Origin of the sequence: Aurantiacibacter hainanensis (genome assembly GCF_036321025.1) — a bacterium.
Lineage (GTDB): Bacteria > Pseudomonadota > Alphaproteobacteria > Sphingomonadales > Sphingomonadaceae > Alteraurantiacibacter > Alteraurantiacibacter hainanensis.
On the sequence record NZ_JAZAPB010000001.1, the window covers coordinates 506,130 to 518,156 of the forward strand.

Here is a 12,027-nt window from a genome sequence, read left to right on the forward strand (position 1 = left end):
GGCTTGCAAGTCCGCTTTCCACCCATTAGCGGAAACCGAGCATAGCAACCTTCAGCTGTTGCAGGCGACAGAGAGCTGAAACTCAGAGTCCAGCTCAGTTGCTGGCGCTGGGGCTCCACAATGAGCGCATGAGTCATAACCATAGGATGAGGCCAGAAAGGCTGTCCGACCCATAGGCCGCCATTGGCGATCTAGTTCCAAACCTCTATTGCAGGTTAGTGGACCTCGACGACCTTTTATGCCGCTACTTTGCGACCAGTAACATCTCGGAGCTTTCACCTGATGCTCTCGCATCAGGCATCGAGAGATGTCAGGTCGATCTTGGTCTCGAACAGGATCGTGGCAAAAAATTCGCGTTGTGGGCACTTCTACACATGCTGGGCGGAGCGCCCGACTTAGACGTCAGCTTTGAAAGCGAAGAGGATCGGAATGCAGCCCGAAACTTCATGGAATTGCTGGAAGCGTCGCAAGGACTAGCACCAAAGTGATAGGAAAGCCGATGGTAGCTTTCATACAGGAGCAGCCATGACGCCGCACCCCAGGGATCGAGCTCCCAATGAACGCGATCCTTGTCCTTCGGGTACTTCTTGATTGCCAACCCGAGCGGTTGCAGGATCGCGTCCGCACCGCTGCTGATAAACGAGATGATGATCGCGTTGACGTGGTCGTCGTGGCTTGTGTCTGCAGCACGGGCCCGCTCGATAGCTTCGAGCGAAGCGCGTGCGGCCGCGCTGTCACCTGCGAGGCCCTTGCGGGTTAGTTGGAGAAGAAAAGCCTCGGCGGCTGTTACCCGCCGTTCCCGACCGTCTTCGCGGATCGTGACCATCTGTCCCAGAACAGCATCGTGCGGAACTTCGCGGTGACGGTTCTTCGGCCGTCCACGCGGATTGCCGGATTGCCCCTTGCGGAACCGCGTCACGCGTGGGGGCTTTCCATAGCCGATTTCTTCCTGCCCGCTCATGCGGTCCGCCCGCGCGGCCATCGAAGGGTGTCCCCGTCGAAGGTGAAGAACTTGATTTCATCGACCTCCTTCTTGCTGAACTTCCTTCGACCCGGCCGACTGAGTGCTGCCTGCGCTGCCCAGGCACGCACCTTCCAGCGCTTACCTTCGAAGCCGGGATCGGGCTCAGCGATGCCAAGAATGCGCATGGCCTCGTTGGCATTATCAGCATCATGGTGATGTTCGACCTTGACCGGGTGCGAGGGAGCCTTGTCCCTCGCCCGCAAGGCACGTTCACGTTTCTCGATCATCTTGAGGATCTTGCGGATCGCCATGCGGCTACCCTTGATAGCATCGTGGTAGGTCTGCAGCTCGAGCGCTTCGTCGATCGTCAGTTGTTGAGTCTTGCCCGACTGGGTCACCGTAAGCGTCTTATCGAAGATGATGTCGAACGCGGAGTTATGGGGACGCCGTTTTTTCGGCCGCCCCTTGGGATTGCCGGACTGACCGGGCTGGAAACGCGTGTCGTTGCTCATGCCGCTATCTCACCATCAGCGCGGCAAACGAGTTGCGGCTCCTTGCCGGTCAGGTCGGTCCAGCGGGTCATCGCCAGGTCGACATAAGCAGGATCGATGTCTAGGCCGCGGAAACATCGTCCAACCCGCTCGGCGGCGATCAGGCTGGTGCCCGAGCCAAGGAAAATGTCGAGCACCAGCTCGCCCTGGGTGACATCGCAGATCGCGTCGGCGACCATGGCAACGGGTTTCACTGTCGGATGCAAGGCGAGGTCCTCGCGGCGCGATCCCTGCATCGAGTTGACGCTGGCATAGTCCCAGACATTGGTGCTATTGCGGCCATGCTTGGCGAGTTCGACAGTGTTCGTATGCGGGGCGCTTCCGACCCGGTAAACGAAGACCATCTCGTGCTTCGAGCGATAGAGCGAGCCCATGCCGGCATTGCTCTTGTTCGAGACGCTGAGAAGGTCGTCGTAGGTGTCGCCTACCGCAGCGAACACATCGTCCATATGCCGCCAATCCATACACACGAAGTGCTGGGGGTAGGTGGCGGAGAGGGAGGGATTCGAACCCTCGGAACCCCAGAAGGGCTCAACGGTTTTCGAGACCGCCCCGTTCGACCACTCCGGCACCTCTCCGCGAAAGGGTAACGGCTGTATTAACCCGCAGTCGATTGGGAGCGCGGCGGTTAGCTTAGCGCGGTTCGCTTGCCAAGACCCTTCCGCGCATTTCGCATCAAAAATGGGGGACTATCATTTCACAACGCTTGTGAAGGGGGTCGATAGACATATATCAGGTGGCATGGATCGCTCGGAATTCTACTCGTCCCAGGCCGGTCGTCGCATCGATGCGCCCCGCCGTTCGCGCGCCCGCTTCGCCATCGGGGACATCGTCAAACACCGCAAGTTCGACTTCCGCGGCGTCATCTTCGATATCGATCCGGTCTACGCCAATTCCGAGGAATGGTACGAACAGATCCCGGCCGAGCAGCGCCCCGATCGCAACCAGCCGTTCTATCACCTGCTGGCCGAGAACGAGGAAAGTTCCTACGTCGCCTATGTCAGCCAGCAGAACCTGCTGATCGACACGGAGGGCGAACCCATCGACCATCCGCAGGTGAACCAGCTGTTCGAGGAATTCTGCGCCGGTCGCTATCGCCTCCGCCGCAGCCTGACGCACTAGACGCCGGGCGATCGCCTAGCTCTTGATCTTCCAGCCGCTTTTCAACACGCGGTAGGTGATGAAGCCCAGCACCAGGTTCAGCACACCGACGCCCACGGCTGCACCCAGTACGTGGGCATTGTCGTTGCCGATATCGCTGACGCCCAGGAAGCCGTAGCGGAAGCCCGATATCATGTAGAAGAACGGGTTCGCCATGCTGATCGCCTGGAAGAACGGCGAGAGGTTGGAGATCACGTAGAACGTGCCCGACAACAGGCTGAGCGGAGCGACGACGAAGTTGGTGATCGCCGCGTTGTGATCGAACTTTTCCGCCCAGATGCTGGCCAGCAGGCCGAAGATCGCCAGCATCGTGGCGCCCATCAGGCCGAACCAGATCACCGCCCAGGGATGCGCCACGGAAAGGTCGACATCGGGATAGAGCACCATGGCCAGCGCCACTGCGCCGCCCACCATCACCGCGCGGGTAATGGCGGCCATCACGATGCCGATCATCAGTTCCGCTTCCGACAGGGGCGGCATCAGCAGGTCGATGATGGTGCCCTGCAGCTTGCCCGACAGCAGGCTGAAGCTGGAATTGGCAAAGGCATTCTGCATCATGCCCATCATGATCAGGCCCGGCGCCACGAAGGTGCCGAAGTTCACGCCCATGATCTCCCGTCCCGAGCGGCCGAGAGCCACGGTGAAGATGACGAGAAAAAGCAGCGTGGTGACGGCCGGAGCCCAGACGGTCTGCGTCTGCACCTTGAGAAAGCGGCGGATCTCCTTAATATAGAGGCTCCACAGCCCGATCCGGTTTATCCCGACGATCTGCGGCTCTCCCTTGGGCGGGAATTTTCGACCGGCATTGCTGCCGGTATCGAGAAACTCGTGCCCCCCATCGGTGAGTCCGGTTTCGGAAGCTGTCGCGGGTGCTTGATCGGCCATGGGGGCGCGACTATCTCCCAATGGCCGGGCTGGCAAGAAAACATGGGGCGCTCGGCGCCTCGACAAACGAACGGAATTGCCTTTTCATGAGTTGGACCGAAGAACGCATCGCCACCCTCACCAAGATGTGGGAAGGCGGATCGACCGCGAGCGAAATCGCCACCGAACTGGGCGGCGTGTCGCGCAACGCGGTGATCGGCAAGGCGCACCGCCTTGGCCTGAAGGCGCGGCCCAGCCCCGTGAAGGCGAACGAGAAGAAGAAGGTTGCCAAGAAGAAGGAGCCGGCTGCCAAGCCCGCAGCGGCAAAGGCACCCAAGGCCAAGCCCGCTCCGGTAAAGAAGGCCAGGGAAGAGGAGGCTCCGAAGGCCGATCCCGCGCCCGTGCAGGCTTCTTCCGGCAACGAGAGCCAGCCGCTGCCCGACAAGCGCGAGGACTTGCCCAAGATCGTTTCATACGGCCCCGGCGGCTTCCTGCGGCAGGGTCCGGGCGACCAACAGCCACCCATCCCGCCCGCGCCGCCCCGCCGCCTGGTTCCGGCCAAGCCCGATCCCTCGATCGCAGACAAGACCAGCCTTCTGGACCTGAACGACCGGGTCTGTCGCTGGCCGATGGGCCACCCCGGCGAACCCGACTTCCACTTCTGCGGCGAGAAGGTGAATCCCGGCTTCCCCTACTGCGTGCAACACTGCGGCCGGGCCTACCAGGCGCAGCTGCCGCGCGGTGCTCGCCGTCCCCCGCCCCCGCTGCCCTTCGGCGGACCGCGCGTTCGCTGACGGCTTACAGCCGGATACAGAAAGGCCCGCCATCCAAATCCGGGCGGCGGGCCTTTTCTGTTTTGGCGACTTTCGCCGCCTGTCTTCCGAAGCGGCTTACCGCTGACCCAGCTGCGCGGGAATGAATTCCTCGCGCACCGCCTGGGCAATCAGGTCGAGGGGGATGATACCCTGGCTCAGCAGGAAATCGTTGAAGGCCATTTCGTCGAACCGCTCGCCCAGCGCCAGTTCGGTCTCGATGCGTAGGTCGATCAGCTTGCGATAGCCGTAGTAGTACGATCCCGCCTGGCCGGGCATGCGGAACTCGTAGCGGTCAAGCTCCTGCTTCGTCATGCCGGGCGAGAACAGTGCATCCTCGCGCAGCACGCGTTCGGCCTCGTCGCGGGTCATCAGGCCGAGATTGAGGGCGGGATCGAGGAAGGCGCGGGCCGCGCGCAGCAGGCGGAACTGCAGCGCGATGAATTGCCCCTCGATCGGCTCGTGCGGCAGCATCTCGGCCTCCGCATAGAGCGCCCAGCCCTCCACGTTCACGCTGTTGAAGGCGTAGAGCATGCGGGCAAGGCTGACGCCCTGCTCCACCAGCGCGGCGAATTGCATCTCGTGGCCGGGGCGCGCTTCGTGGGCGCTCAACGTCCAGCTGGCGGCCGGGAAATTGAAATCGTCGTAGCGATCTTCCGGACCCGCCGTGGGGTTGCCGACGGTCAGCACGAAGGTGCCCTGTTCTCCGGTGTTGCCGATCAGGCGCGGCGGGCGCATGTGCGGCGCGGGCTACACAGCGCTCCGGCCTGCGAGGCAACGCGCATCTGCAGTTCGGTATCCGGCAGAGAAACGATGTCGTTGCGACGGATTTCCGCTTCCAGCTGGCGGTTCACGTCGCGGTAGAAATCCTCGATCTCGTCATTCGGCACGGTCATCTGCTTCAGACCGGCCATGACCGAGGCCATGTCGGTTTCTTCCCAGCCGTACTTCTCGGCGATCTGCGGAGCCAGCGCTTCCATCTGCGCGCGCAGCTCATAGAAGCCGCGGCGCGCTTCGCTCATCAGTGCGCGCGGATCCTGGTCGATACCCACCTGCTCCAGATTGAGGGCGTAGATTTCCTCGGGAAGACGCGCGGTGTCGCGGCTTAGCGGAAGCACGGTTTCCTGCGTCCACTCTCCGTACTCGGTAAGCTGCGCCTCCATCGCATCGAGAGCCTCGTCGGCGCCCGCGATCTCGTATCTTTCGAACAGTTCGCGGATACCTGCGACGAAGGTCGGAATGTTCCTGACGGATTCCTCCACCTGCACCCGGTACGGCCCGACCTTGCCTTCACCTCGGCTGGCCTCGAAACGCCTCTTCGCCAGTTCGGTCATCGGCTCGGTATCGGGCCACGTTCCCGTATAGCGCTGCAGAAGTTCGAGCGCCTTCGGACGGCGGTTTTCGGCGGTCTGGTCGGACAGGAGCTGCCCGATGGCGCCGAACATGCTTTGCGGAACCTGCGCGAACTCCAGCGTCAGGCTGTTGCCGAGCTCGATCCCTTCGATGTCCTGCTGCAGTGAATCGATCAAGATCTGCAGGTCCTGCCGGACAAGCGGGTTCGTCTCGGTTTCCCTCGCAGCTTCGAAATCGGCGATCAGGGCACGGGCCGCCGCGATGTAGCGTTCGTCCCGATCGAGCGACATGTCGGTGACAAGGCCGTCATATTGCTCATAGCCCGAGGACGAAGCGTTGATGGGGAAGAACTCCGCCTGCATCTCAATGACCCGCTCGGTGTAGGCATTGCTCGTTTCGACCCATGCGGGTGTCGCCGGTGCTTGCGCTACCTCCTGCGCGTGCAGGGGGGCGGCTGGGAAGGCGACGGCAGATGCAGTTGCAAGCGCGATGGCTGCGGCAAAAGTCTTCATGTAGGTCTCCGTTCTGATGTCAGATCCGGTGCGCGCATCAGGAAGGTTTTGCAAGCTCGCGATCGCCCGGAAGGCCTTTCGGCAACTGCATCGGGATCGAGAGGATATCTAGCGGCCCCGACCCGGGCGGGCTGGAGAAGTGGGAGGGCTCAGCCCTCCTCTGACTTCCAGCCCCAGACCAGCAGGCACGGCGGGATGTTGCGCCAGACGAAGCCGGTTTCCACTTCGTCGAAGTATTCTTCCGTCAGTTCCTTGGCAGCCGGACGGAACTGGTAGGTCAGGAAGGCACCTCCGCCGCGGATCACCCGGCGTGTCGCCTCCACGATGCTCCTGCCCACCGTGTCGGGCAGAGAGGAAAACGGCAGGCCGGAGAGCACGTAGTCGGCCTTCTCGTGGCCGATCTTGTGCACGTATTTCTCCACGTCCTCCGCAGAGCCGAGCACGGCGTGAAAGCGGCTGTCGTCGATGGTATCGCGCAGGTACTCGATGAAGCGGGGATTGGTGTCGATCACCAGCAGTTCGCCACTGGGAGGCAGACGATCTAGGATTTCGGGACAGAACGTGCCGACGCCAGGGCCGTATTCCACGAACAGTTTGCATCGCTCCCAATCGACCCGTTCCAGCATGGCATCGATCGTGACGCGCGAAGACGGGATGACCGAGGCCACCATTCCGGGATTTTCGATAAACCCGCGAAGGAAAACGCCAAACGGGCTGGAGAACCGCTTTCCTGCCGAGCGTCTTCCTCCATCCCTCGAAAGGGCCCTTTCATTTCCATTCACGTGGCTGCGACTCCTTGATTTCTCGGGAAGAATGATTGTCCGGCATTCGCCGGGATCGTTGCGCCGTTCCGGCAGACATACATGGCGACTGTGGCGCTTTTCTCAACAACGGCCCAATCCATAGGGGTTTCCGGCCATAACGCACAACCGTTTCCAAGACACCCGCGCTATCCCGTCTTCCCCAGGGGCGGCACATGCCTGTCCACGACGAAGGCTGCCGCCGAGACCAGCACCGCCGCCGCGGCCAGGGTGCCGAAGAAGGGCCATACGCCCTCTCCGCCAAGGTCCAGCAGCCAGCCGCCCAGTCCCGTGGCGGAAACAGCGCCCACACGGCTCATGAAAATGCCGAAACCGATGCCGCCCGAACGGCAGCTGGGCGGATAGCCGTGCGTCATCATCACGTACATACCCGCAATGCTGGCGCTGAAGGCAAAGCCCGAGAGGCCCACCAGCCAGGTAACATAGGCGCGCGTCCCATCGTCCAGCGTCGCCGGCAGGTCTTCGATGGTCCAGCCGATGGCGAGCATCCAAACGACCATGATTGCGGAGAGCAGTGCCATGACGATCTTCGATCCGAAGCGGCGCATGACGATGCCCACCAGGATCGATCCGATCATGGAACTGATGCCCGCCAGCGCCACGGCCTCTCCCGCCTGGTTCAGGGTAAAATCCTCCGCCGTCAGGAAAGTCGTGCCCCAGCTGAGGATGCCGTAGGCGACCAGTGTAGATGCGGCAAAGGCGATGCCGATGCCAAGGTTCAGGCGCAGGTTGCTGCGGTGAAGAACGCCGATGTCCGGCCCATCCGCCACGTCCGTCTCGTGCCGGTCCCGCTCCAGCACCACATCGTCGTCCAGCACCAGTCGCGCGTTTTCCTGTGCCTGCTCGGCGCGTCCCCGTGCCAGCAGGAAAGACGGGCTGTCGCGCAGGACCGCCCAGATCACGAAGACGACCAGCAAGGTAGCGAGGCCGAAGATCAGGAAAGTCCCTTCCCAGCCGTAGGCGGCTTCCAGGTCAGGGCCGATCCAGCCGACTATTGTTCCGCCAATGGGCGTGCCCACCGCCAGCGTGCTGACCGTGACCGGACGCCAGCGATCGGGCAGCCATTCCCCCGCCATGGCGAGAGCGTTGGCATAGGCTCCGCCAAAGCCGAGGCCGGCAAACATGCGCCAGAAGGCCATCGCCCAGACGCCATCCGAGGTGGCGGCCGCCATGGTTCCCAGCGAGAACACGAGCGCGGCGATCACCAGGGTCCAGCGTCGTCCGATGGCATCGCCAAGCCATCCGCCGCCCCAGCCGCCAAGGCCGAAGCCGATCAGCGCGGCCATCATGGCAATGCCGAAGGTGGAGCGGGAGACGTCGAAGGCCTCCATCACCTTGGGCGCGACGACGCCCAGCAATTGCAGGTCTATGCCGTCACACACCAGCACCAGCATGCACACGGCCACGATGGCCCACTGGATCGGCTTCACCGGCTGCGCGTTCAGCGCGTCGCCGAACGTGGTCTTCGGATTGCTTGCCATTATCGGGAATTCTCCTGCGGGCTCTTCGATCCCAGGTCGAGCGCCATGTCCTCTGCTTCCTGCGCGGGAACGGGCCGGTTGCCCGGAGCCATCAGGCGTTTCACCATCTCGCGCCGCGTCGTCTCGAACTTCACCCGGCCGGGCGTGGGTTCGTCGTCGGGAAAAGCGTCCTCGATCTCGCGGTGGCGTTCCTTCACTTCTTCGAGGAATTCGCGGTTGGTGAAGATGTAGAAGCGGTTCTCGCGGATCGCCTCCACCACGGCGCGGCCGGTATCCAGAGGATCGATGGCCCCGCGCATCGCGTCCCACAGGTCCTTCAGGAACTGCGGCGCGTTTTTCTCGTCCAGCGTGGGATCGTCCTCGGGCGTGGGCACCAGCGCAGTACGGGTGGCGCCGGGGAACAGACAGGACACGCCGATGCCCTTTTCCGCCAGCTGGATGCGCAGGCTCTCCGAAAAACCTCTCACGGCGTATTTGGCGGTGGAATAGGCGGCAAGACCCGGCAGCGGCACGACCCCTGCCATGGAGCTGGTATTGACCACGTGACCGCCCTCGCCCTGCGCCCTGATGATCGGCACCACGATCTTCGTACCGTTTATCACGCCGCCCAGGTTTACCGACAGCGCGCGGTCCCAGTCCTCGAAATCGGGGCTGGCGGCAGTGCCACCTCCGTTCACCCCGGCGTTATTGCAGAGCACGTGGATCTTGCCGAAATGGTCCAGCGTCTCATTGACCGCCGCGCGCAGGTTTTCGCGATCGGCGACATTCGTCTTCACGAAGTGAACGGCGTTGTTGCCCGCCAGTTCGCCTTTCGCCTTGGCGATATGGTCCTCGTTCCAGTCGGCCAGGCTTACCTTCATGCCCTCTGCCAAGAACGCCTTGGCCATGCCGAGGCCGATGCCGCTGGCCCCTCCGGTGATGAAGCCCACGCGCCCTTCCAGTTGCTGCATCGGATGCTCTCCCTCTCCGGTCCCACAATGCCAGCCGCCATGCGAATGTCACGCACAAAGCTGAACGGGCCAAATTGCCTGACGGGTCGGCAGCTTGAATAAAACGGGGCAAGGTGGCAGCAGATGAAATCAATACGGCGCGCAGCTTCGCATGCCGTTGCAGGAGCACGAAAACGATGTCCTTCTCCCTTTACGAGGCGACTATTCCCACCATGATCCAGATGCTTAACGCGGCACAGGGATGGATCGAAAAGGCGAAGGACAGCGAATTATCGGAGGAGGAAGTGGCCGGTGCCAGGCTGACCGACGACATGGCCCCCTTCGCCAAGCAGGTGCACTGGATGCTGGCCCATTCCACCGGCGCGATCGAGGCAGTGCGCAAGGGAACGATGTCGCCTGATCTCGAAGACCCGACCACCGAACTAGAAAAGATGCGCCTCAACCTCGGCGCGGCAGAGAACACGCTGCGCGCGCTCTCCATGGGCGAGATCGAGAGCTTCATCGGGCAGGAAGTCCGCTTCGTCTACGAGCCGAACAACGTGGACATTCCCTTTACCGCGGAGAACTTCCTGCTCAGCTTTTCGCAGCCGAACTTCTTCTTCCACACAACGACCGCCTACGCCATCCTGCGGCACATCGGCGTCAAGGTAGGCAAGATGGACTACATGGGCCAGGTGCGCGCGGCGCGCGAGTAGCGCCGCGTTCCGGCCCGCTCAGCCGGTAACCTCCAGCACCATGTTCGTGGGCGTCTCCGCCGCCCGGCGAACCTTTCCGAAGCCAGCTTCCCGGCAGACTTCGGTCAGCTGCTTCTGCCCTGCCTGCGCGCCAAGCCCGCGGCCTACCTCCTGCGCCAGCGACGCGGGCGTGCAGGCCACCGTGCTGAAGCCGTAGAATATCTGGCCCAGCGGATGCATGTTTTCCGCCATGCTGTCGCCCGCCATCGGCTCCACCAGCATGAAGGTGCCGTCCTCCTTCAAAGTCTCGCGGATATGGCGCGCCGCGCCCACCGGGTCGCCCATGTCGTGCAGGGCGTCGAAGATGCAGGCGAAATCGTATCCCTCGCCCAGATAGTCCTGCGCGCGCGCCACCTCGAAGCTGACGTTCTTCAAGCCCGCCTCTGCCGCCTGCTGGCGTGCCTTGTCGATCGAGGGCTCGTGAAAATCGATGCCGACGAACGTGGAATTGGGATAGCGCTGCGCCATAAGCACGGTGGACGAGCCGTAGCCGCAGCCGATGTCGACCACCTTTGCACCCGCTTCCAGCTTGTCCGTGACGCCCTCCAGCGCGGGCAGCCACTCGTCGATCAGGTGCGCCTGATAGCCAGGGCGGAAGAACCGGTCGGTCGAGCAGAAAAGGCACGGCGAATGGTCGCTCCAGTCCCGGCCCTCACCCGACTTGAACGTCTGCACAGCCTTTTCGTGGGTCTCGAACTGCGCGACGATGGCCTGGATGAAACCCTGCATGCAGGCGGGCTGGCCTTCCCTTGCCATCACCAGGGCCTTTTCCGGCGGCAATTCGAATGTCTCGCTCTCTGGATCGAAATCCACGTAACCCGCCGCCGAGACGGAACCGAGCCATTCGTGCAGGTACTTGGGGTTCATCCCGGTCTTGTCGGCCAGCTGGCTGCAGGTCATCGGGCCTTCGCCATCCATCGCGTCGAATATGCCGGCCTGGTCACCCATGTAGGCCATGAACAGGCTTACGGCACCTGCCACGTCGCCCACGATCTTGCCGGCCATCTCCTCGACCTTGGCCATGTCGATCTGTTCTTCGCTCATCCGTCCTCTCCTTCAGACTCGCGACTCCGAGGGTGATGATAGGCTAGGAACGGCGGGCGAACCAGATCGTGTGCCGTGGCCCCTTGTTGTTGGGCCGGGCACGCACGCTTTCCACCGTTACATCCAGCCGCCCGTCCTTCAGGCGGCGGGTGAACTTGTGATCCGGCGCGGCGGACCATATGGCCAGCACGCCGCCGGGGTTCAGGGCATCGCGCAGGCGGGCAATGCCGGTGCGGGTATAGAGCCGTTCGTTCCCCTCGCGCACGATGCCGTCGGGACCGTTGTCGACATCCAGCAGGATTGCGTCGTATTTCGCCGTGGTGCCGTCCCCCGCGTCGTCCACCAGCGCGGCGACATCGGCGATCACGACTTCGCCACGCGGATCGTCGAGGGTGTCACCGGTCAGTTCCGCCAGCGGGCCTTTTGCCCAGTCGATGATCTGGGGCACCACTTCGGCCACGACAACCTCGCCCTCGCCTGCCGGGAGGGCATCCAAGGCGGCACGGTAGGTGAAGCCCATGCCATAGCCGCCGATCAGCACGCGCGGTTTTTGCACGTCCAGTCGGTCCAGCGTCAGGCGCGCCAGCTGTTCCTCGCTGAACTGCATGCGCGTGCCCATCAGCTCGTCGCGGCCCAGCATGATGATGAAATCGCGGCCGTGGCTGACCAGCGTGAGCTTGTCTCCGCCGGGTATCTGCGCGGTGGCGATTTCCTCGCGTGGCAACATGGCAATCCACTCCAGTCAAAAAGAAAGGGCCGCGAGTTGCTCGCGGCCCTTCC

General features: G+C 62.9%; 14 protein-coding genes, 1 tRNA gene and 1 pseudogene. 4 read left to right on the forward strand and 12 right to left on the reverse strand.

Going from position 1 to position 12,027, the window contains the following annotated elements; translation table 11 throughout:
• Positions 1 to 218 precede the first annotated feature (218 nt).
• On the forward strand, positions 219 to 488 hold the full coding sequence (locus tag AAA989_RS02440) for a hypothetical protein (protein WP_338240927.1): 270 nt from the start codon (positions 219 to 221) through the stop codon (positions 486 to 488).
• Positions 489 to 703: 215 nt separating this feature from the next.
• On the opposite strand, the pseudogene AAA989_RS02445 reads toward AAA989_RS02440, so the two are convergent.
• The 4 genes and pseudogenes from AAA989_RS02445 to AAA989_RS02460 form a co-directional block, all read right to left on the reverse strand.
• Positions 704 to 982: pseudogene (locus AAA989_RS02445) on the reverse strand (DUF5681 domain-containing protein); the annotation flags it as partial.
• Positions 958 to 1,476, reverse strand: a complete 519-nt coding sequence (locus tag AAA989_RS02450) for a DUF5681 domain-containing protein (RefSeq protein ID WP_338240930.1) — start codon at positions 1,474 to 1,476, stop codon at positions 958 to 960. The pseudogene AAA989_RS02445 and the gene AAA989_RS02450, both read right to left, overlap by 25 nt.
• A complete protein-coding gene (locus AAA989_RS02455) occupies positions 1,473 to 1,964 on the reverse strand; it encodes a DNA-methyltransferase (protein WP_338240931.1) in 492 nt (163 codons plus the stop codon). The genes AAA989_RS02450 and AAA989_RS02455 overlap by 4 nt, the downstream gene beginning before the upstream one ends.
• A gap of 38 nt (positions 1,965 to 2,002) precedes the next feature.
• Positions 2,003 to 2,093: transfer RNA gene (locus AAA989_RS02460), tRNA-Ser, on the reverse strand.
• A gap of 163 nt (positions 2,094 to 2,256) precedes the next feature.
• On the opposite strand from AAA989_RS02460, the gene hspQ reads away from it, so the two are divergent.
• Entirely contained in the window at positions 2,257 to 2,637 is a 381-nt protein-coding gene (hspQ, locus tag AAA989_RS02465) for a heat shock protein HspQ (RefSeq protein WP_338240932.1), read from the forward strand.
• 15 nt (positions 2,638 to 2,652) lie between these two features.
• Here hspQ and AAA989_RS02470 read toward each other — a convergent pair whose 3' ends face one another.
• The gene (locus tag AAA989_RS02470; RefSeq protein WP_338240935.1) at positions 2,653 to 3,561 is read right to left on the reverse strand and encodes an ABC transporter permease; all 909 of its coding nucleotides are present in this window, start codon (positions 3,559 to 3,561) and stop codon (positions 2,653 to 2,655) included.
• A gap of 86 nt (positions 3,562 to 3,647) precedes the next feature.
• On the opposite strand from AAA989_RS02470, the gene AAA989_RS02475 reads away from it, so the two are divergent.
• Complete coding sequence (locus AAA989_RS02475; protein ID WP_338240936.1) at positions 3,648 to 4,334, forward strand: GcrA family cell cycle regulator; 687 nt, start codon at positions 3,648 to 3,650, stop codon at positions 4,332 to 4,334.
• A gap of 96 nt (positions 4,335 to 4,430) precedes the next feature.
• Here AAA989_RS02475 and AAA989_RS02480 read toward each other — a convergent pair whose 3' ends face one another.
• The 5 genes from AAA989_RS02480 to AAA989_RS02500 all read right to left on the reverse strand — a co-directional run bounded on the left by AAA989_RS02480 (position 4,431) and on the right by AAA989_RS02500 (position 9,469).
• Positions 4,431 to 5,090 (reverse strand): DUF885 family protein, encoded by a 660-nt coding sequence (locus tag AAA989_RS02480; protein WP_338240937.1) that lies wholly within the window; start codon positions 5,088 to 5,090, stop codon positions 4,431 to 4,433.
• The gene (locus AAA989_RS02485) at positions 5,072 to 6,217 is read right to left on the reverse strand and encodes a DUF885 family protein (RefSeq protein ID WP_338240938.1); all 1,146 of its coding nucleotides are present in this window, start codon (positions 6,215 to 6,217) and stop codon (positions 5,072 to 5,074) included. The genes AAA989_RS02480 and AAA989_RS02485 overlap by 19 nt, the downstream gene beginning before the upstream one ends.
• Before the next feature lie 149 nt (positions 6,218 to 6,366).
• Positions 6,367 to 6,888 (reverse strand): class I SAM-dependent methyltransferase, encoded by a 522-nt coding sequence (locus AAA989_RS02490; RefSeq protein ID WP_338240940.1) that lies wholly within the window; start codon positions 6,886 to 6,888, stop codon positions 6,367 to 6,369.
• Positions 6,889 to 7,166: 278 nt separating this feature from the next.
• A complete protein-coding gene (locus AAA989_RS02495; RefSeq protein WP_338240941.1) occupies positions 7,167 to 8,519 on the reverse strand; it encodes an MFS transporter in 1,353 nt (450 codons plus the stop codon).
• Positions 8,519 to 9,469 (reverse strand): SDR family oxidoreductase, encoded by a 951-nt coding sequence (locus tag AAA989_RS02500; protein WP_338240942.1) that lies wholly within the window; start codon positions 9,467 to 9,469, stop codon positions 8,519 to 8,521. Before AAA989_RS02500 ends, AAA989_RS02495 begins: the two co-directional genes overlap by 1 nt.
• Positions 9,470 to 9,645: 176 nt before the next feature.
• Between AAA989_RS02500 and AAA989_RS02505 the strand changes: the two genes are divergently transcribed.
• The gene (locus AAA989_RS02505; protein ID WP_338240943.1) at positions 9,646 to 10,164 is read left to right on the forward strand and encodes a DUF1993 family protein; all 519 of its coding nucleotides are present in this window, start codon (positions 9,646 to 9,648) and stop codon (positions 10,162 to 10,164) included.
• 18 nt (positions 10,165 to 10,182) lie between these two features.
• On the opposite strand, the gene AAA989_RS02510 is transcribed toward AAA989_RS02505, so the two are convergent.
• Together AAA989_RS02510 and AAA989_RS02515 are read right to left on the reverse strand one after the other, a co-directional pair.
• A complete protein-coding gene (locus AAA989_RS02510) occupies positions 10,183 to 11,247 on the reverse strand; it encodes a class I SAM-dependent methyltransferase (protein WP_338240945.1) in 1,065 nt (354 codons plus the stop codon).
• Positions 11,248 to 11,290: 43 nt separating this feature from the next.
• Complete coding sequence (locus tag AAA989_RS02515) at positions 11,291 to 11,974, reverse strand: spermine/spermidine synthase domain-containing protein (protein ID WP_338240947.1); 684 nt, start codon at positions 11,972 to 11,974, stop codon at positions 11,291 to 11,293.
• Positions 11,975 to 12,027: the final 53 nt, after the last annotated feature.